General features: G+C 72.2%; 13 protein-coding genes and 1 pseudogene. 1 reads left to right on the forward strand and 13 read right to left on the reverse strand.

The genetic code is table 11. The annotated features are described in order from the left end of the window. Positions 1-6: 6 nt before the first annotated feature. The 7 genes and pseudogenes from AB0383_RS36105 to AB0383_RS36135 form a co-directional block, all read right to left on the reverse strand. Entirely contained in the window at positions 7-1,248 is a 1,242-nt protein-coding gene (locus tag AB0383_RS36105) for an ROK family transcriptional regulator (RefSeq protein ID WP_366189728.1), read from the reverse strand. 718 nt (positions 1,249-1,966) lie between these two features. Then, entirely contained in the window at positions 1,967-2,980 is a 1,014-nt protein-coding gene (gene nudC, locus AB0383_RS36110; protein WP_366189707.1) for an NAD(+) diphosphatase, read from the reverse strand. Beyond that, positions 2,980-4,365, reverse strand: coding sequence for a pitrilysin family protein (locus tag AB0383_RS36115; RefSeq protein ID WP_366189708.1), 1,386 nt, complete (start codon positions 4,363-4,365; stop codon positions 2,980-2,982). The genes nudC and AB0383_RS36115 overlap by 1 nt, the downstream gene beginning before the upstream one ends. After that, entirely contained in the window at positions 4,362-5,657 is a 1,296-nt protein-coding gene (locus AB0383_RS36120) for a pitrilysin family protein (RefSeq protein WP_366189709.1), read from the reverse strand. The genes AB0383_RS36115 and AB0383_RS36120 overlap by 4 nt, the downstream gene beginning before the upstream one ends. A gap of 9 nt (positions 5,658-5,666) precedes the next feature. Continuing rightward, entirely contained in the window at positions 5,667-7,232 is a 1,566-nt protein-coding gene (locus AB0383_RS36125; protein ID WP_366189710.1) for a DUF2207 domain-containing protein, read from the reverse strand. Continuing rightward, positions 7,225-7,911: a DUF2207 domain-containing protein gene (locus tag AB0383_RS36130; protein ID WP_366189711.1), complete on the reverse strand. Its 687-nt coding sequence runs from the start codon at positions 7,909-7,911 to the stop codon at positions 7,225-7,227. The genes AB0383_RS36125 and AB0383_RS36130 overlap by 8 nt, the downstream gene beginning before the upstream one ends. A gap of 400 nt (positions 7,912-8,311) precedes the next feature. Beyond that, a pseudogene (locus tag AB0383_RS36135) lies at positions 8,312-9,067 on the reverse strand (RDD family protein); the annotation flags it as partial. A gap of 255 nt (positions 9,068-9,322) precedes the next feature. Here AB0383_RS36135 and AB0383_RS36140 point away from each other — a divergent pair. After that, complete coding sequence (locus tag AB0383_RS36140; protein WP_360583218.1) at positions 9,323-10,327, forward strand: stage II sporulation protein M; 1,005 nt, start codon at positions 9,323-9,325, stop codon at positions 10,325-10,327. On the opposite strand, the gene AB0383_RS36145 is transcribed toward AB0383_RS36140, so the two are convergent. The 6 genes from AB0383_RS36145 to AB0383_RS36170 all read right to left on the reverse strand — a co-directional run bounded on the left by AB0383_RS36145 (position 10,324) and on the right by AB0383_RS36170 (position 16,543). After that, the gene (locus AB0383_RS36145; protein WP_366189729.1) at positions 10,324-11,091 is read right to left on the reverse strand and encodes an RICIN domain-containing protein; all 768 of its coding nucleotides are present in this window, start codon (positions 11,089-11,091) and stop codon (positions 10,324-10,326) included. The genes AB0383_RS36140 and AB0383_RS36145 overlap by 4 nt on opposite strands. A gap of 136 nt (positions 11,092-11,227) precedes the next feature. Further along, positions 11,228-12,520 carry a DUF58 domain-containing protein gene (locus tag AB0383_RS36150; RefSeq protein WP_366189712.1) on the reverse strand — a complete coding sequence of 431 codons (1,293 nt, stop codon included), beginning with the start codon at positions 12,518-12,520 and terminating at the stop codon, positions 11,228-11,230. A gap of 3 nt (positions 12,521-12,523) precedes the next feature. Next, positions 12,524-13,507, reverse strand: coding sequence for a MoxR family ATPase (locus tag AB0383_RS36155; RefSeq protein ID WP_364186549.1), 984 nt, complete (start codon positions 13,505-13,507; stop codon positions 12,524-12,526). Next, positions 13,504-14,643 (reverse strand): DUF4350 domain-containing protein, encoded by a 1,140-nt coding sequence (locus AB0383_RS36160; RefSeq protein WP_366189713.1) that lies wholly within the window; start codon positions 14,641-14,643, stop codon positions 13,504-13,506. Before AB0383_RS36160 ends, AB0383_RS36155 begins: the two co-directional genes overlap by 4 nt. Further along, positions 14,640-15,275: a DUF4129 domain-containing protein gene (locus tag AB0383_RS36165; RefSeq protein WP_364186546.1), complete on the reverse strand. Its 636-nt coding sequence runs from the start codon at positions 15,273-15,275 to the stop codon at positions 14,640-14,642. Before AB0383_RS36165 ends, AB0383_RS36160 begins: the two co-directional genes overlap by 4 nt. Next, positions 15,269-16,543: a hypothetical protein gene (locus AB0383_RS36170; RefSeq protein ID WP_364186544.1), complete on the reverse strand. Its 1,275-nt coding sequence runs from the start codon at positions 16,541-16,543 to the stop codon at positions 15,269-15,271. Before AB0383_RS36170 ends, AB0383_RS36165 begins: the two co-directional genes overlap by 7 nt. Between the last annotated feature and the right edge of the window lie 344 nt (positions 16,544-16,887).

Consider the following 16,887-nt stretch of genomic DNA (forward strand, 5'->3'; position numbering starts at 1 on the left):
TGGTGGTTACTCGGTCGGGGACGGGGCAGAGCTCGGGAGTGCCGTGCGAGGCACTCCCGCTGTGTCCTCCAAGGGCCGACGCGACCCGCGGAGCGTGGGGGTGACGACGCCGAAGACGTCTTCACGGGCGGTGGCGAGCGCGGACTGCAACGCGCCCGCGCGTACGGCATTGCCTTGCACCGAAGCGAGCGCGACGGGGGTGCGGGGCAGGACCAGTTCGTGGAGTTTTCGTGCGACTCTCCGGGCGAATTCGTCGCCACCGGCGCGGCTCGTGTCGCCCGAGAGCAGGATGAGCTGCGGGTCGGCCACGGCCACGAGGCTCGCGAGACCGCCGGCGACGCGGCGGGCCAGATCGTCGAGGAAGGGTTGGTGGCTCTGGGTTGTCGCTTGGGTTACTGCTTGCGGGCCGGTTTCGGCAGTGAGGCCGTGGGCGTGGGCGAGCCTTGCGATGGCGGGCGAGTCCACGAGATTGCCGAAGCGCGCGCCGGCCTCGGGCCAGCGGTCACCGGTGTCCACAGTAGACGGATCGGGCACGCGCATCCAGTCGATCTCGCCACCACCGCCGGTCGCGCCGCGCAGCAGCCGGCGCCCGATGACCACGGCGCCCCCGACGCCTTCGGAGAGCCACACCATCACGAAGTCGTCGACTTCCTGGGCTTTCCCGACCGTCATCTCCTCGACGGCCACCAGGTTCACGTCGTTCTCGATGGTCACGGCGATCCCGAGCTCTTCGCTCAGCCTTGCCGGCACGTCGAACCCCAGCCAGCCGGGAATGTGGGGCGCGGAGGAGAGCAGGCCCGTGCGCGGGTCGAACGCACCCTGCGCGCCGATCACGACGTTGGCCAGGTCGTCGAGGTTCTTGCCGGCTTTCTTGGTGACGTGCGTGAGCGCCTTGCCGAACGTGCCGATCACGTCGGCGCCCTCGTGCACCGGCAACTCGACCTGATACTCGGCCTCGACGGTCCCCGCGACATCCGCGATCACGAAATCGGCGACGTGCGGCGTCAGATCCACTGCGGCGACGTGGGCGAGGCTGCCGTTGACGGCCCACAGCTGGGCCCGCGGCCCACGCCCGCCACCCGCGCGTTCGCCCGCTTTGCCGACGAGATTGTCCTGTTCGAGGCGCGTGAGCAGCTGCGCCGTGGCCGGCTTGGACAGCCCGATCACGACCTCGAGCTCCGCCCTCGTGAGCGGCCCGCCGCGCAACAACGCCTCGATCGCCGCGCGATCGTTGATCTCGCGCAACATCCTCGGGCTGCCGGCGCGCACTCGTGGCCCCTTAATTAGGATACTTTACAGACGGTTTCGGGCGACTGTAGTGAGCGGGGCCACATCGCGTCAATGGTCATCCGGAACGAGCGGGTAACACTTCGGGTCCGGGACGTTTCGGGTGCGACGGTGGGTGCTTGGGTGGGTGCTCAGCGTGTGCGCGGCGGGCGAATCCGGTGCGAGGGGCCGCGAGCCCGCTGCCGTTTTGCGGTGTTCGCACCAACCGGCGCTAGGTGGCGAGTTGCAGGCGGCTTCCGATCTTCGCGGCCCCTGGTGTCACGGACCAAGCCAGGTGCGTAACCATCGGCCAGGTGCGGCGGCAGCATCACAAACCAGGCAACGCACTCGACCACGGCCCTGCCACTGTTTCGCAGACCGATGGTCGATCCCTACCCGCCGAACCGCTTGCCGGCTTTCGAAATCCGAGTCCATCGGCGCTACCGGCCCAAGGTGCGCCACGAGCCTCCCCCGAGACACACAGCCCCCGAGACACACAGCCCCCGCCCTCCCTTGGGGGGCGTCCCCGTCCCAGTCTATCGGCCCCTGACCTCGAAAAACGGCCGAAGCGGAATCTGTGGACAACCCCGCTCACGAAGGGTTCCCTGTGGACAGGTGCAGGCGAGCACTTGACGCGAAACGACAAAAGCCCTCCCCGGCTCAAGCCGGGAAGGGCCCTGTCTCGAGCGAAGCCGAAGCCTCATTCCTCCGCGTCAGCCCACGCCTTCAGCATCACGCGGGCGATCGACGAGTTGCCCGGCAGGATGATCTCCGAAGCACCACCCGCGATCGGGGTCGGGACCGCCTCGCCGCCGGCGCTGTTGCGGAACGCCGCGCGGACCTCGTCGCGGGAAACCCACAGGGCTTCTTCGATCTCGCCGTCCGCGGGGACCAGTGGGGCCGAGCGGTCGGCGCGGGCGGTGAAGCCCAGCATGATCGAACGGGGGAAGGGCCAGGGCTGGCTGCCCAGGTAGCGGATGTCCGTGACGGAAGCACCCACTTCCTCGCGGATCTCCCGCGACACGCAGCCCTCCAGCGACTCGCCGGCTTCGACGAAGCCGGCGAGAACGGAGTAGCGGCCCGTGGGCCAGACCGGCTGGCGGGCGAGCAGCACGTGGGAGCCGTTGACGCCGTCCTGGTCGTGGACGAGGCAGATCACGGCCGGGTCGGTACGCGGGTACTCCTCGTGGCCCTTGGCCTCGCACTTGCTGGCCCAGCCGAACTGGATCAGGTTCGTGGGTGAGCCGTCGCGGGTGCAGAAGCGGGCCTGGCGCCGCCAGTGGCGCAGGGCCTGGGCGGTGGTGAACAGGCCGGCCGACGTGTCGTCCAGCTGGTCGCCGTAGCCGCGCAGCTCGACCCAGATCTCGCCGTCGACGCGCGGGACCTCTTCGACGACGCCCCAGCTGCCGGACATCTTCACGGTGTCCGTGTCGCCCTCGGGGCGGCCGGGCAGCGACCAGTAGTCGGTGTCCTCCCATTCGCCGAGGAACACCGCGTCGGCCGGGGGTTCCGTGCCGAAGTCGATGGCCTTGCGGGCGGCCAGCGAGGAGCTGCCCTCGGCCACCGGCGTGCGGCCGGTGTCGTCGAGCAGCACCACGCGGGCCTCGGACCACTTGGAGACGAGGCGCTCCGGGTTGGTGCGCAACGTCTCCTGACGGTCCACAGTGGACCGCGCCAGGGTCGGCAGCGACTCCAGGGTGAACGGTACGGTCATCAGTCGGCCGTCTCCGAGCCCACCGTCACGTCGCCCAGGGCGGTCAGCTTCGGCGCGAGCAGCTCCGCGTCGCCGACCACCACGCCGGTGAACCGCTTGGGCGCGAAGTACTCCAGCGCCACCTCGGCCACCTGCTCCCCCGTCACGGCCGCGAGCCGCGCCGGGTGTTCCTGCAGCCATTCGACGCCGAGGCCGGTGGTTGCCAGCGCCATGATCTGCCCGGCCAGACCCGACTGCGACGACGTGGAGGTGAGCAGCGAGCCGATCGCGTACTGGCGCACCGACTCCACCTCCTCGGCCGTCGGCGGCACGAGGCCGAGGCGCCCCAGCTCGTAGCGCGTTTCGAGCAGCGCGGCGGCGGTGACCTCGTTGGCCGTGTCGGCGTCTACGTTCACCACCGCGTTCTCGCCGGTGAACTCGAAGCCGGAGTGGGCGCCGTACGTGTAACCCTTGTCCTCACGGATGTTCTCGACCAGGCGCGAGGAGAAGTACCCGCCGAAGGCCAGGTTCGCCAGCTGCAGCGCCGCGTACGACGGGTGCGTGCGGGCCACCGTCTGGGCCGAAAGCCGGATCTGCGACTGCACGGCGCCGGCGCGCGGCACCAGCAGAACGTTGCCGCCGGTCAGCTCCGGCAGCGGCGGAAGCACGAGAGCCGAGCGGTCCGAGGCCCAGCCGCCGAGCGCGCGTTCGAGCTCGGCCGGCACGGTGTCGGGGTCGATGTCGCCCACGATCACCAGCACGGAACCCCGCGGCAGCACCGAAGCCGCGTGCAGCGCCCGCACCTGCTCGGGAACGACGGCAGCAACATCAGCGGCCTGCGGGACCTCACGCGTGACGGGGTGGTCGCCGTAGCGCTGCTTCTGCAGCGCCTCCCGCGCGATCGTGCGCGGCTGCGTGCGCGACACCGCGATGCGCTCGATCAGCCGCTCGCGTTCACGGGTCACCTCGGGCTCGCCGTAGGTGGCGCCGGTCAGCACGTCGCCGAGCACGTCGAGCAGCGTCGGCAGGCCATCGGAGAGCGCGGAACCGTTGAGGTACAAGCGTTCCGGGTCCACGCCCGCGCCGAGGTCGCCGCCGATCAGCGCCAGCTCGGCGTCGATCTCCACGCGGTCGCGCTTCGCGGTGCCGGTGACTAGCGTCTCGGCCAGCACCTCCGCGGTGGCCGGGTGCAGCGCGTCCTCACCCGCGAACGGGATCCACAGCCGCACCTCGACCAGCGGGACCGAAGCCTTGCGCACGGCCAGCACGCGCAGGCCGTTGCTCAGCGTGGTGTCCACATGGGACAGGTCGGTGGCGGCGCGCTGCGCGCCCAGCTCGGGCAGCGGACGCGGACCGGTCGCGGTGCGGCCGATTTCCTGCGCGCTGCGGTGCGTAGCCGAAGTCACTGCGCGTCCATCCCTTCGGAGTTGGCGGGCTTCACGACGAGCACAGCGCGCGCGTCGGGGCGCAGCGCCTTCGCCGCGGCCGAAACGGCTTCGCCGGTGACCGCCGACATGCGATCGGCCAGCCGGTGCACCAGCGACGCGTCGCCGTAGAGCAGCTCGAACGCGCCCAGCGCCAGCGTGCGCGACACCAGCCGGTCGTGTTCCGAGTGCAGGCTCGCGGCCCAGCGCGCGGTCACCTTCTTGAGCTCCTGCTCGTCGGGCGGCGTCGTCGCGAGCTCGTCCAGCACCTCGTCGAGGGCGGCCAGCACGCGCTCGCGCTCCACGTCCGGCGGGTGGATCGCGGTGATCGTGAACGTGTCGGGGTCGCGCGCCTCGAACGGGCCGAACAGCCCGGCGCCGGCGCCGATGTCGACCACCAGCGGCTCGCGGTGCACCAGGCGCTGCTGCAGGCGGGAACCGTCACCGTCGGTGAGGACGCCGGCCAGCACGAGGTACGCGAGGTAACCGTCGAGGTCGTTGATCGGGTCGGGCATGCGGTAGCCCACGGCGATCGCGGGCAGCGGCGCGTGCGCGTCCTCGTGCTCGCCGTGCAGCTCCGTGGTTGGCAGCGGCTCGGCGAACGACGGGCGGACGGGCGCGGGGCGGTGCGGCACGTCGCCGAAGTGATTCTGGATGAGCGCCTTGGCGTTCTCCACCTCGAAGTCGCCGGCGACGGTGAGCACCGCGTTGGCCGGCGAGTAGTAGGTGTCGAAGAAGGCGGCGCAGTCGTCGAGCGTCGCCCCTTCGAGATCCTCGAACGCGCCGTAGCCGTCGTGGGCGTTGGCGAACGTCGAGTACAGCACCGGCGGCAGCAGGATCCAGGGGAACCCGCCGTACGGGCGGTTGCGCACGTTGAGGCGGATCTCCTCCTTGACGACCTCGATCTGGTTCGCCAGGTTCTCCGCGGTCAGCTTCGGCGCACGCATGCGGTCGGCTTCGAGGAACAGCGCGCGCTCGAGGGCCGCCGACGGCAGCACCTCGTAGTAATCGGTGTAGTCGGGGTGGGTGGACCCGTTGAAGGTCCCGCCGCTCGACTGCACGTGGCGGAAGTGGGCCAGCTTCTCCAGGCTTTCACTGCCCTGGAACATCAAGTGCTCGAAGAGGTGCGCGAAACCCGTCAACCCCTCCGGCTCGGAACGAAAGCCCACGTCGTAGTGCACGCTGACCCCGACAACAGGCGCGGTCGGGTCCGGGGCGAGCACCACGCGCAAACCGTTGTCAATCGTGAAACGGACGAGCTCGGGATCGGCCATGCCCCCACCCTACGCAGAGGACCCGACCCTCGGCTCGGCTGGTGGCACCGCTCCCAACGCGTGGCGCGCGCTCGTGGCCGCGGCGCCGAGCGCGGCCAGGAAAGCACTGGTCCGGGCGGGTGTGGCGGGGGCGCCGAACCAGTACGCCTGAAGCGAACAAACCGGTTCCGCGAGCGTGCCGAGCCAACGGTCGGCTTCGCCGAGCGCGAGGGCGTACGGGAGGGCGCGGGAGAAAATCAGTTCGGTGACTTCTCCCGGGTGGGCCAGTTGGTTGCGCAGGCCCAGGAGTTGGTCGCGCAGGAGGCTGCCGTCCTGCGTTCGCGGAGGCAGCCACTGGGCGAAGAGGGCGAGCGCGGCGCCGGTGGCGACCACGACCAGGCCGAGCTGGGCGTAGCCGGCGGTGAAGGCGAGCAGGGCAGTGAGGAAGACACCGTAAAAGCAGAGGCGGACGGCGATTTTGGCGAGCTGCCCGGGCCGGCGCGCGAGCCAGCCGCGGCGGACGACGGCGGTGCGTAGTTCGTCCTCGATGTCCGGCGTGATGGTCGACAGCGGCGCCGAATCGCCGGGGACGGCGGTTTCGTAGACCGTCCGTTCGAAGGCGGTGAGGTACTCGTCGGGTGGGTTGCGGCGGTGCAGGATCCAGCCTTCCTGCCCGTCTTCGCTGACCCACAGGTAGTTGCGGACGCAGAGGTCGAGCACGGTGACAGCGACGTCGAGGTCGTCGGTACGGCCGGTGAGCAGGAACCCGACATGGCCGGGGAGCACGCCCTGGGGTGAGGAGAACTGGCCGTCGGCTTCGAGCCGGACCGGGAGCACGGCGCTCCGGTCGCGTCGGCGCAGGACCAGCAGCGTGCCGAGGCCGGCGACGACGAGCGCCGACAAGGCGAGCCACGCGGCCAGGATCGGGGTGGTGACGAGGAAGGCCCCGGCCACGGACTTCGCGGGCACGAGTTGTTCGGTCGCGGGCACGGTGCCGGCAGGCAGCTCCGCGGTGAGCTCCACGCGGTCGCCCGGCGCCAGCTTCGACACCGACACGCGCGTGAGCCCGGAGTGGTCGAGCTGCGCAGCGCCGCACGGGGTGGCGGAGCCGGGCGGGCCCGCCAGGCAGGTCACGGCGTCGGGCAGGTTCGGCGCGGCGAAGGTCGCGCGCAGCAGCTCCAGGCGGGTGTCCCAGCCGCCGGCGAGGTCCCAGGTCAGGTGCTCGACGCCGAGCGTGCGGCCGACGGTGCCCGCCACGGTGTAGCGGACCACCGAAGTGCCACCGCGCAGGTCGACGACGATCTGGTCGTCCGTGGTCTGCGTGCTGCCGGAGCCCTCGATGCTGAGGTCGCGCACGGTGAGTACGCGGTCGTGGCCGGCGTCGGCGGAGGTGCGCAGCGGGAGGGTGCGCGTCATCGTGGTGCCGGCCGGGACGGAGACGGCCTCGGTGACGGACAGGGTGCCGTCGCGCTGGAGTTTGAGCGTGACCTCGGCGCTTTGCGGCAGGGCCGGCAGATCCTGGGCTTGGGCCGGGGTCGCGGCGAAGACCAGGGCCGGGATCGCCAGGACAACGGCGAAGCTGCGGAGACTAGCCACGGCTGAGCACCTCGAAGCGGTTCTTGCCACGACGGCGGTGCAGCCACGTCGGCACGGCGGCGATCAGCAGCAGGACCAGGGCGAGCACGGGAATGCCCGGGCCCTTGAAGAAGTCGGCCACCGGGGAGACCGCGACGAACCGGGCGTTGACGGGCAGCGCGCCGGGTGGGATCTCGACCGCGAGGTCCACGCGCTCGCCGCGGCGCAGGCCGTCCTGCTCGACGCGGGCGATGCCGCCGGCGCCGAGCTCGGAGAACGTGCAGTGGCGGGCCGAGCCGATCGCGCCGGCGTAACAGTCCACTGTGGAGATCCCCGGGGCGCTGAACGCCGTGGTGAGCCGGATGAGGTCGGCGTCCCAGCCGCCAGTGACCTGCCAGCGCAGCTGGCCGCCGTCGGCGACGGCACCGTCCACTGTGTACGAGAGCGTGGCGGGGCCGGTGTAGGTCGCGACGAGGCCTTCGGAGTCCTCGTCGAGGTGGCCGGAGCCGGTGAGGCGGGCGTCGCGGACGGTGTAGACGCGGTCCTCGTCGTCGGTGGTGGCCACGCGCAGGGCGATGCGGTGGGTGGCGGCCGTGGCAGTGGTGACCTGTTCGGTGACCGTGACGGAGCCGTCGGGGTGGGCCGTGGCGGTGACGTCGGCGGTGAGCCCGGCGAGCGCCGTGGCGAGTTCGAGGAGCATCGGGTCAGCTCGGCGGGGTGAAGGGGTTCTCCGGCTCCGGCTCCCGCTCCGGCGGGGCCGGTGGCGCGGGCTGTTGCGGTGGGTACTGCTGGGCGACCGGCTGGGACGGGTGCTGCGCGGCGGGCTCGAACTGCTGCGGCTGGCTCTGCGCGGCAGGCTCGAACTGCTGCGGCTGGGTCTGCTGCGTCACCGGCTGAAACTGCTGCTGAGGCTCAGGCGCGACCGGCTGAAGCGGTTGGGCCGCCGGCTGGACTTGCTGCTGGAACTGCGGAGTCTGCTGGGTGGCCGGCTTGAACTGCTGCGGCTGGAACTGCTGAGACGGCGGCTGCTGCTGGAAGGGCTGTGGCTGGAAGGGCTGCTGCTGGTACGCCTGCTGCTGCGGCCCCGCGTACACCTGCTGTGCCAGCCGCGCCTGGTCGCGGTTGCGCCGTTCCGCCAGCACCGCCGAGAGGAACACCCACGCCGGCATCTCGTACGGCACCGCCACCCCCACGGCGTGGGCCGTCTGGTCGGCGAGCCCCTGGCCGAGCGCGTGGGCCGCGTCGGGACGCAGCTCGTGGAAGCGGTTCAGGTACTGGCGCGCCGCGAGCGCCAGGTCGTCGGGCAGGCGGCTGAGGTCGAGTTGCGCGGCCCAGCCCTCGAGGCCCGGCGGCATCGCGACGTAGGCCTGCGCGCTCTGCGGCACGCGTTCGCGGATCACCAGCGTGCCGGCCAGGTAGTCGCCGACGCGGCGGCCGTTCGACGAGCTCAGCGAGACGATCACGGCCACCGCGCCCAGGAACCCGAGGGCCCAGAAGTCGACGAAGAAGCCGGCGAGGGCGCGGGTGAGGGCGTGGCGGAAGCGGATGGGGCCGCCGTCGAGCCGGACCACGCGCAGGCCCAGCGCCATCTTGCCCAGCGACTTGCCGCGGCTGAGCGTCTCGAACAGGACCGGGTAGCCGATCACGATCAGCACGAACACCGACAGGAACAGCGCGATCGTGAGCGCCGGGTCGAGGTCGGACGAGGTCGCGGCCACGGTGATCACGACGATCAGCAGGAGCGCGCCCTGCACCAGCACGTCGAGCAGCATCGCGGCGCCGCGGCTGGCGAGCTTGGCCACCCGAAGGTCGAGGACCACAGCCTCACCGGTGACGAGATCGGACTCTTCCTGCACCGGGCCAGCCTAGTTGCCGGTCCGGTCAAAAGAAGGCGGACACCCAACCGAACGCCGCCCGCATGTCGCAACGATATCCGCCGTGACTGTGGCCGGATCGGCAACAGTCACGGCACAGTTGCCGGTCCGGCCAAAAGAAGGCGGACACCCAACCGAACGCCGCCCGCATGTCGCAACGATATCCGCCGTGACTGTGGCCGGATCGGCAACAGACAGCGCAGTGAGCCCTAGGCTGTGGCTCCAGGAGGTGATCCGGTGGACGTCGACGTCTTCGTCGCGGCGCACGGCGCGGAGTGGGCCCGGCTCGGTGAGCTCGTGCGGCAGCGCAGGCTGTCCGGGGCCGAGGCCGACGAGCTCGTGACGCTCTACCAGCGCACGGCGACGCACCTGTCGATCATCCGCTCGACGGCGCCCGACCCGGCCCTGCTGGCGCGGCTGTCGGCCCTGGTCGCGCGGGGCCGTTCGGCCGTCACGGGCTCGCACAGCCCGGCGTGGCGCGAGGTGGCGCTGTTCTTCACCCGCCGTTTCCCGGCCGCGGTGTACCTCAGCCGGCGCTGGTGGATCCCCGCCGCGCTGGCGTCGGTGGTCGTGATGGCGGTGCTCGGCGTGTGGATCGCGAGCGACGAGTCCGTGCGTTCGGCGTTGGTCTCCCCTGACGAGATCAAGGCCATGACGGCGCCCGGCGGCCAGTACGAGACGTACTACTCGACCGGGCCGGCGAGCTCGTTCGCCGCAAAGGTGTGGACGAACAACGCGTGGGTGGCCGCGACCTGCCTGTTCCTGGGCGTCGCGCTGGGCCTGCCCGTGATCAGCGCACTGTGGCTCAACTCACTCAACGCGGGCATCGCCATCGGCCTGATGTCCTCGGCGGGCCGCGGCGACGTGCTGCTCGGCCTGCTGCTGCCCCACGGCCTGCTGGAGCTCACGGCCGTGTTCATCGCCGCGGGCACCGGCCTGAAGCTCGGCTGGACCGTGATCGACCCCGGCCGCCGCTCCCGCAGCGCCGCGCTGGCCGAACAGGGCCGGTCCGTGGTCGTGATCGCACTCGGGCTGGCGTGCGTGCTGCTGGTGTCCGGCGTGATCGAGGCCTTCGTCACGCCGTCGGGCTGGCCGACGTGGGTGCGCATCGGCATCGGCGCGGTCGTGGAGCTGCTGTTCCTGACCTACGTCTTCACGCTCGGCCGCCGCGCCGCGCGCGACGGCGAGCGGGGTGACCTCGACCGCCGCTACACCGGCGACGCGCTGCCGGAAGCGGGCTAGCAGAGGCAGCTGCCCTCGAAGGCGATGGAGTTGCCGTCGTCGAGGGTGGCGCTGCCGGTGAAGCGGATGTCGAACTCGCCGGGGTCGGTGAGGACGAGCTTCGGGCTCGTGGCTTCCCCGTCGGCGCCGGTTTTGGCCTGTGCGGTTTCCTTGCCGCCTTCGAAGACCAGCACGTTCTGCGCCCGGGCGGCGTGGACGTAGAAGGTGACGGGCACGTCGGGCGCCGGCTGACCGTTCTCGCCGATCACCCGGACCACGAACGGGTTCGCGGGGTCTTTCGTGGCCAGGTGCTGGCCGTTGCCGGACAGGATGGCGAGCGTGCGGCCGCCCGCCGCCCACGCGTTGGACAGGCCCGGCAGCGAACAGACTTCCTGGTACAGCCGCGCGCCCGGCGTAGGCCCCTCGGCGGTGAGGCAGCGAGCGGAGGCGACATTCGCGATCGTCACCAGCCCCGGGTTGCCCGCCACGCGCCGCCACTGCTGCTTGTGGTCCCCGTCGGCGCAAGCGGCCAGGAGCACACCCACGCCGTCGACCGGACTCTGCGCCGCGAGGCACTGTCCACTCGCGACATTGCGGTAGTGCTGGGACGCCTTGTCGTATGTCCAGGCCGCGCCCGGGTCCTTCGCGTCGGCCAGCTGCAGTTTGCCGCCTACGGTGGCGAGGGAGACGGTGCCCCCACCGTCGGCGAGGTAGACGGGCGCGCCGTCGGCCGCGTAGGCGACCCCGCCGGACCCGATGAACAGCAGCACCACCACGAACAGCATCCGACGCACGCGCGCACTCCCTCGGGCCGAAGTTACTTCCGGCTTAACAGCAGGGAGTGTGGCGGACCAAGCGGAGCCACTCCATCGGGTGCCGGATCTCGTGCTGGGACCTCGTCCGGCGCAGGACCGAACTCCCCTACAGCCGGCCCGCGGCCTTCAGTGCCAAGTACCGGTCCGCCAGCGCCGGAGGCAGGTCCTCCGGCACGGCATCCACCACCTCGACGCCGCGGCGGCCCAGGCGGGCGGTGACGGAGGCGCGTTCGGCCAGCGTGCGCTCGGCGGCAGCGGCGTCGTAGACGGCTTCGGCGTCGCCGCGGCCCGATGCCATTTCGGCGACGCGCGGGTCGGCCACGGACGCGACGATCACCTGGTGCCGAGAGGTCAGGGAGCTCAGCACGGGGAACAGGCCCTCTTCGAGCGGCGCCGCGTCGAGGCCGGTCAGGAGCACGACAAGGGCGCGGCGACGGGTGCGCTGGAGGATTTCCGCGACCATGCCGCGGGAGTCGGTCTCCACCAGGGACGGTTCGAGTGGCGCCATGGCGTTCACGAGCGACGGCAGCAACGTCGTGGCCGACGAGCCCGGCACGGCGGCGCGCACGCGGCGGTCGTAGGCCAGGAGGTCCACGCGGTCGCCGGCGCGGGAGGCCAAGGCGGCCAGCAGCAGCGCGGCGTCCATGGCAGCGTCGAGCCGGGGTGCGTCGCCGACGCGGCCGGCGGAAACGCGGCCGGTGTCGAGGACGAGCACCACGTGCCGGTCGCGTTCCGGGCGCCAGGTGCGGACCATCACGTCGGCCGCGCGGGCGGTGGCGCGCCAGTCGATGGAGCGGACGTCGTCGCCGGCCACGTATTCGCGCAGGGAGTCGAACTCCGTGCCCTGGCCGCGGATCATCACGGCGCTGCGGCCGTCGAGCTGCTGCAGCCGCGCCAGCCGTGACGGGAGGTGCTTGCGGCTGTGGAACGGCGGCAGCACACGCACCGACCACGGCACCTCGTGCGAACCCTGGCGCGCCGCGAGGCCGAGCGGTCCCGCCGCGCGCACGGTCACGCGGAACGCCCGGCGGTCGCCTCGGCGCGTCGGCAGCATCGCGGTGGTGAAGACCCGGCGTTCGCCCGATGGCACGGAGATCCGGTGCCGGTCGTCGGCGCCCGCGCTAGGCGGCCACGCGTCGCGCAGCAGCCCGCGCACGCCGCGTCGGCCCGGGTTCGTGACGGTCAGGGTGACCTCGGCGGGCTCGCCGAGGCGCACGGAAGTGGTGCCACTACGCGAAAACCGCAGCGCGCGCACGCTGCCGGCGAACACGAGGTCCACGGCCACCAGCACGAGCAGCACCACGACGACGCCGAGCACGCCGGCCGCGGACGGGAACAGCAGCCCGACCACCAGCGCACCCAGCAGCGCCAGCAGCCCGAGCCGCCCGGTGAGGGCCACCGCTCAGCGCGGCACCGGCACGGAGGCCAGCACCCGGTCGAGGACGCCGTCGGCGGTCACGCCCTCGAGCTCGGCCTCGGGCCGCACGTCGAGCCGGTGCCGCAGCGCGGGCCGGGCCAGCGCCTTCACGTCGTCCGGCGTCGCGTAGTCGCGCCCGGCGAGCCAGGCCCACGCGCGCGTGACGGCGAGCAAAGCCGTTGCGCCACGCGGGGAAACGCCGATGCGCACGGCCGGCAGCTCGCGCGTCGCGCGGCACAGGTCCACGACGTAACCGATGACCTCGGGCCCGATCGTCACGCGGGCAACGGCCTGGCGCGCGGTCGCGAGCTGCTCCGCGCCGGCGACCGGACGGAGGCCCGCGGCGGCGAGGTCCCGCGGGTCGAAACCCTGCGCGTGGCGCCAGAGGATGCCGATCTCGTCCTCACGCGAGGGCGCCGGCATCGTGAGCTTGAGCAGGAACCGGTCCAGCTGCGCTTCCGGCAGCGGGTAGGTGCCCTCGTACTCCACGGGGTTCTGCGTCGCGATCACCATGAACGGGTCGGGCAACGGCCGCGGCGTGCCGTCGATCGAGACCTGCCGCTCCTCCATCGCCTCGAGCAGCGAAGACTGCGTCTTCGGCGGCGTGCGGTTGATCTCGTCGGCCAGCAGCAGGTTCGTGAACACCGGGCCCTCGCGGAACGAGAACTCGCCGCTGTGCGCGTCGTACACGAGCGAACCCGTGACGTCGCCCGGCATCAGGTCGGGGGTGAACTGCACGCGCTTGGTCTTCAGGTCCAGCGACGCCGCCAAAGCCCGCACCAGCAACGTCTTCGCGACACCGGGCACGCCCTCCAGCAGCACGTGGCCGCGGCAGAGCAGCGCCAGGATGAGCCCGGTCACGGCCGCGTCGTTGCCCACCACGGCCTTGCCGACCTCGGTGCGCAGGGCGATCAGGGCCGCTCGCGCGTCTTGAGCCTGATTCGGCGCCTGCGTCTGTTCGGTACTCAAGACCGCTCCACCTCTCGTTCCACGCTGTCCAGTTCGTCCGCCAGCCGGACCAGCCCGGCCTCGTCGGCCGGGGGCGGTCCGTAGAGCACGCCGCCGACCTCGGCCGGGTTCCGGCCCGTGCGCGCGCTCACCGTCTCGACGACCGCGGCCGCCTCGGCATCACGCGGCAAGCCCAGCCTCGTGCGCAGCCGCGCGCGGGCCGCTTCCCGCAACGTCTCCGCGGCGTGCCCGGCCGCGCCGCCCCGGCGATACAGCCGTGCCCGGCCCTCGGCCGTTTCCGCCGCCCGCACCACGATCGGCAACGGTTCGCTCACCACCGCGCCGAGGCGGCGCGCGCGCCACAAAGCCAGCAGCACCACGGCGATCCCGGCCGTCAAAGCGCCGTAGCGCCAGCCGGGCGGGACGAGCTCGTAGAAGGACTTCTGCCCGGCGCCGAGCGCGGGATCCGTCGGCGACGGCACGTACCAGACGAGCCGCCGGTGGTCGCCCAGCAGCCGCATCCCGAGCGCCGCGTTGCCTTCGTCGGCGAGGCGGTCGTTGGTCAGCGGCGCGCCCGTGCCGAGCACGGTGACCGTGCCCGAACGGTCGGCGACCTGCACGAACGTCGGCGCCTGGCCGTCGCGGTAGCACTGGCGGGCTTCGGGGTCGTCGGTGCGGAAACGCGTGCCGCCGAGCGTCGCGGGACCGGCGCCGACCGCGGCGCCGACCGTGCAATCCGGGTCGAGCGTGGCGACGTCGGCGCTGCCGACCGCGGTCACCGTCGGGAGCACTTTGGACAGTGCCTCCGGCCCCGGCGCCAGCAGCACGAGGTGCGCGACGCGGCGGCGCAGGTCGACGAGGCCGTCGCCCGGCACCCGGTCCGGCGAGGTGATCACGAGCGTGCCGCCGTCGACCTGCTGCAGCGCCTCGGCGATGGTGTGGACGGGGTGGACGTCGACACCCTCTTCCTGCAGCAGGTGGGAAAGGGCGTGGCTGCCGTTCGGTTCGTAGGAACCGGGTTCGAGCTCGCCGCTCGTCTGGTCACCGCGGCTGAGCACGAGCGCCAGCGCGACGAGCACGATCAGCAGCAGGAGCGCGAGCGGAACCCGCACGCCGCGCCAAATGCGCCGGAGATCAGGCGAGACAGAAGTGCTCACGCGCCCACCAGCACCGGCCGCTCACGGCGGACGCGGTCGTCGAGGTCGGTCAGGGCGCGGTAAGCGGCTTCGGTACCGGGCCGGCCGCCGTAGTGCACGTCGTCGAACTGCCGGGCGCCCGCCGCGAGATCGGCGGCGAGGGCGGGCAGCAGCGCGCCCGCTTCGGCGGCGGCTTCGTCGGCCGTGCGGCCGGAGCGCGAGTCGAGCAGCGCGCGTTCTTCGAGGCCGCGCACGATGGCGCGGAAGCGCTCACGCACGGCGTCGGCGAACTGTCCTTGTGCGGCGGCCTGTTGGGCTGCCTTGCGGTACTCGTCGGCGCTGCGGCGGCGGCCCGAGAAGACCTGCCGCGCCGCCTGCGCCGCGCGTCCGACCTTCCCGACGCGCAGCCGCACCACCACGATCAGCACGATCAGGAGCCCGATGATCAGCAGCAGACCCAGCGGCCCGCCCGGCACGCCGGACAGGCTGCTCAGCAGCTCGCTGAGCTTCTCGCCCAGCCATTGGGCGACCTGCTGCAGCACACCGGGCCGCGCAGCCGCGTACGACGGGTCGCTCAGCTCCTGGATCGCCCGCAGGTGGGCGGGGTCTCGGTCGATGTCGACCGGGACGTCGGTGAGCAGGAACGTCACCACGCCTGCCGCGGCGCCGCCGGCGGCGGGTTGAGGCCCGCGGCGCGCGCCAGCTCGATGTCCATGCCCTCGCGGCGCATCCGCTGGTCGATGTAGAGGACCACCGTGACCAGCGCGATGAACGGCGCGACGATCGTCCTCGCGATCACCACGCCCACCGCGCTCAGCACCAGGCCGCCGGTGGTCTGGACCGGCACCGTGGCCTGCGGGTCGAACAGGCCGGAGAACGCGCCCGAACCCAGATCGAACGGGATGCCGATGATCGCCGAGATCAGCCAGCCGATCACGGCGGCCAGCAGCAGGATGCCGAGCACGCGCCAGAACGCGCCCGACACGAGCGTGCGCGAACGGCCGAACGCCTGCCGGATCGTGCCGCGCTCCAGCACCAGCGCGGGGCTGGCAAGCGCCCAGAACACGTACGGGATCACGGCCGGCAGCAGGCAGAAGATCGCGGCGACCATGGTGGCCAGCGCGTACAGGACCGTCAGGCCCAGCAGCGGAAGCAGCCGCGGCGCGGCTTCGCGCAGCGCCGTGCGGAAGTCGACCGGACGGCCGAGCACGGCCTTGCCCATCACGACCGTGAGGAAACCGGTGAGGAACGTCTGGCCGAGCAGCGTGATGATCAGCGTCGGGATCAGCGACAACGCGGTGGTGCCCAGCAGGTTGTACATCGCGTCGAGCGCTTCCTGCTGCGTGGCGGCCGGACCGAGCGTCGCGACGCGGTTGAGGTCGGGCTGCACCACGAGCTGCACGATGAGGTTCAGGCCCGCCACGAACACGGCGATGACCGCCGACGTGCCCAGGATCAGCACCGGGTAGCGGCGGATGGCGGTGATCGCGCCGTCGAGGATGTCGCCGACGTTGAGCGGGCGCAACGAGATCACGCCGGGTTTGCCGAGGCCGTGCGGGGTCCAGCCGCCCTGCTGCCCGTAGGCGCCGCCGGGGTACTGCGGCATCGGCTGGCCGTACTGCCGGCCGGGCGACTGCCACTGACCGCTGGGCGGCGGGGCCTGCTGCTGCCCCGGCGACTGCCAGCCGCCGGACGGCGGAGTCTGCGGGGTCTGGGGCTGCTGCGGCGAAACGCCGCCGGAGCCGGGCGTCTGCTGCGAGCCTTCGGGCCGCGCATTGCCGGACGCTGGCGCACCGGAAGCGGGCGTACCCGTGGAACCGGTCTGTTCAGGACTGGTCGGTTCGGGACGCTGGAAACCCTGGCTCGGGGTGGGCGCGTCGTCGGGTGCGCCGGACCCCGGCGAACCGGGTGTGTCTGTCATCGAAGCCCCTCGTAATCACGACCCGTCACTTGCTGCCGCTCACTCTTCCAGAGGCGCCCAAACCGGGCCAGACCTGGGGTGACACCCGGGTCGGGTGACGGCGTCGGCACGAGTGCTGCGTACGGCCCCCGTTCCCCCGATATGCTGAACGGAAGCCGGGGGCCGCCCGGCCCGTGCCGAGACCCTCCGGGACTGCCCTGATGACGCAACCGCCTTACGGCCAGGTGCCGCCTCGCGGGACCGTTCAACCACCGCCGGTCCCGGGTCACGGGCCTGGCAGGCAGGGACCCGCGGGTCCCCCGCCGCAGGGTCCGACGATGCAGGGTCCGACGATGCAGGGTCCG

It is taken from the genome of Amycolatopsis sp. NPDC051373, from assembly GCF_040689465.1.
Lineage (GTDB): Bacteria > Actinomycetota > Actinomycetes > Mycobacteriales > Pseudonocardiaceae > Amycolatopsis.

Coding starts and splice junctions, on each gene's coding strand:
- AB0383_RS36130 (WP_366189711.1), bottom strand. CDS start 7,911: ATGCTCCTCGAACTCGCCACGGCGCTCGCCGGGCTCACCGCCGACGTC.
- AB0383_RS36105 (WP_366189728.1), bottom strand. CDS start 1,248: ATGTTGCGCGAGATCAACGATCGCGCGGCGATCGAGGCGTTGTTGCGC.
- AB0383_RS36120 (WP_366189709.1), bottom strand. CDS start 5,657: ATGGCCGATCCCGAGCTCGTCCGTTTCACGATTGACAACGGTTTGCGC.
- AB0383_RS36145 (WP_366189729.1), bottom strand. CDS start 11,091: ATGCTGTTCGTGGTGGTGCTGCTGTTCATCGGGTCCGGCGGGGTCGCC.
- nudC (WP_366189707.1), bottom strand. CDS start 2,980: ATGACCGTACCGTTCACCCTGGAGTCGCTGCCGACCCTGGCGCGGTCC.
- AB0383_RS36170 (WP_364186544.1), bottom strand. CDS start 16,543: ATGACAGACACACCCGGTTCGCCGGGGTCCGGCGCACCCGACGACGCG.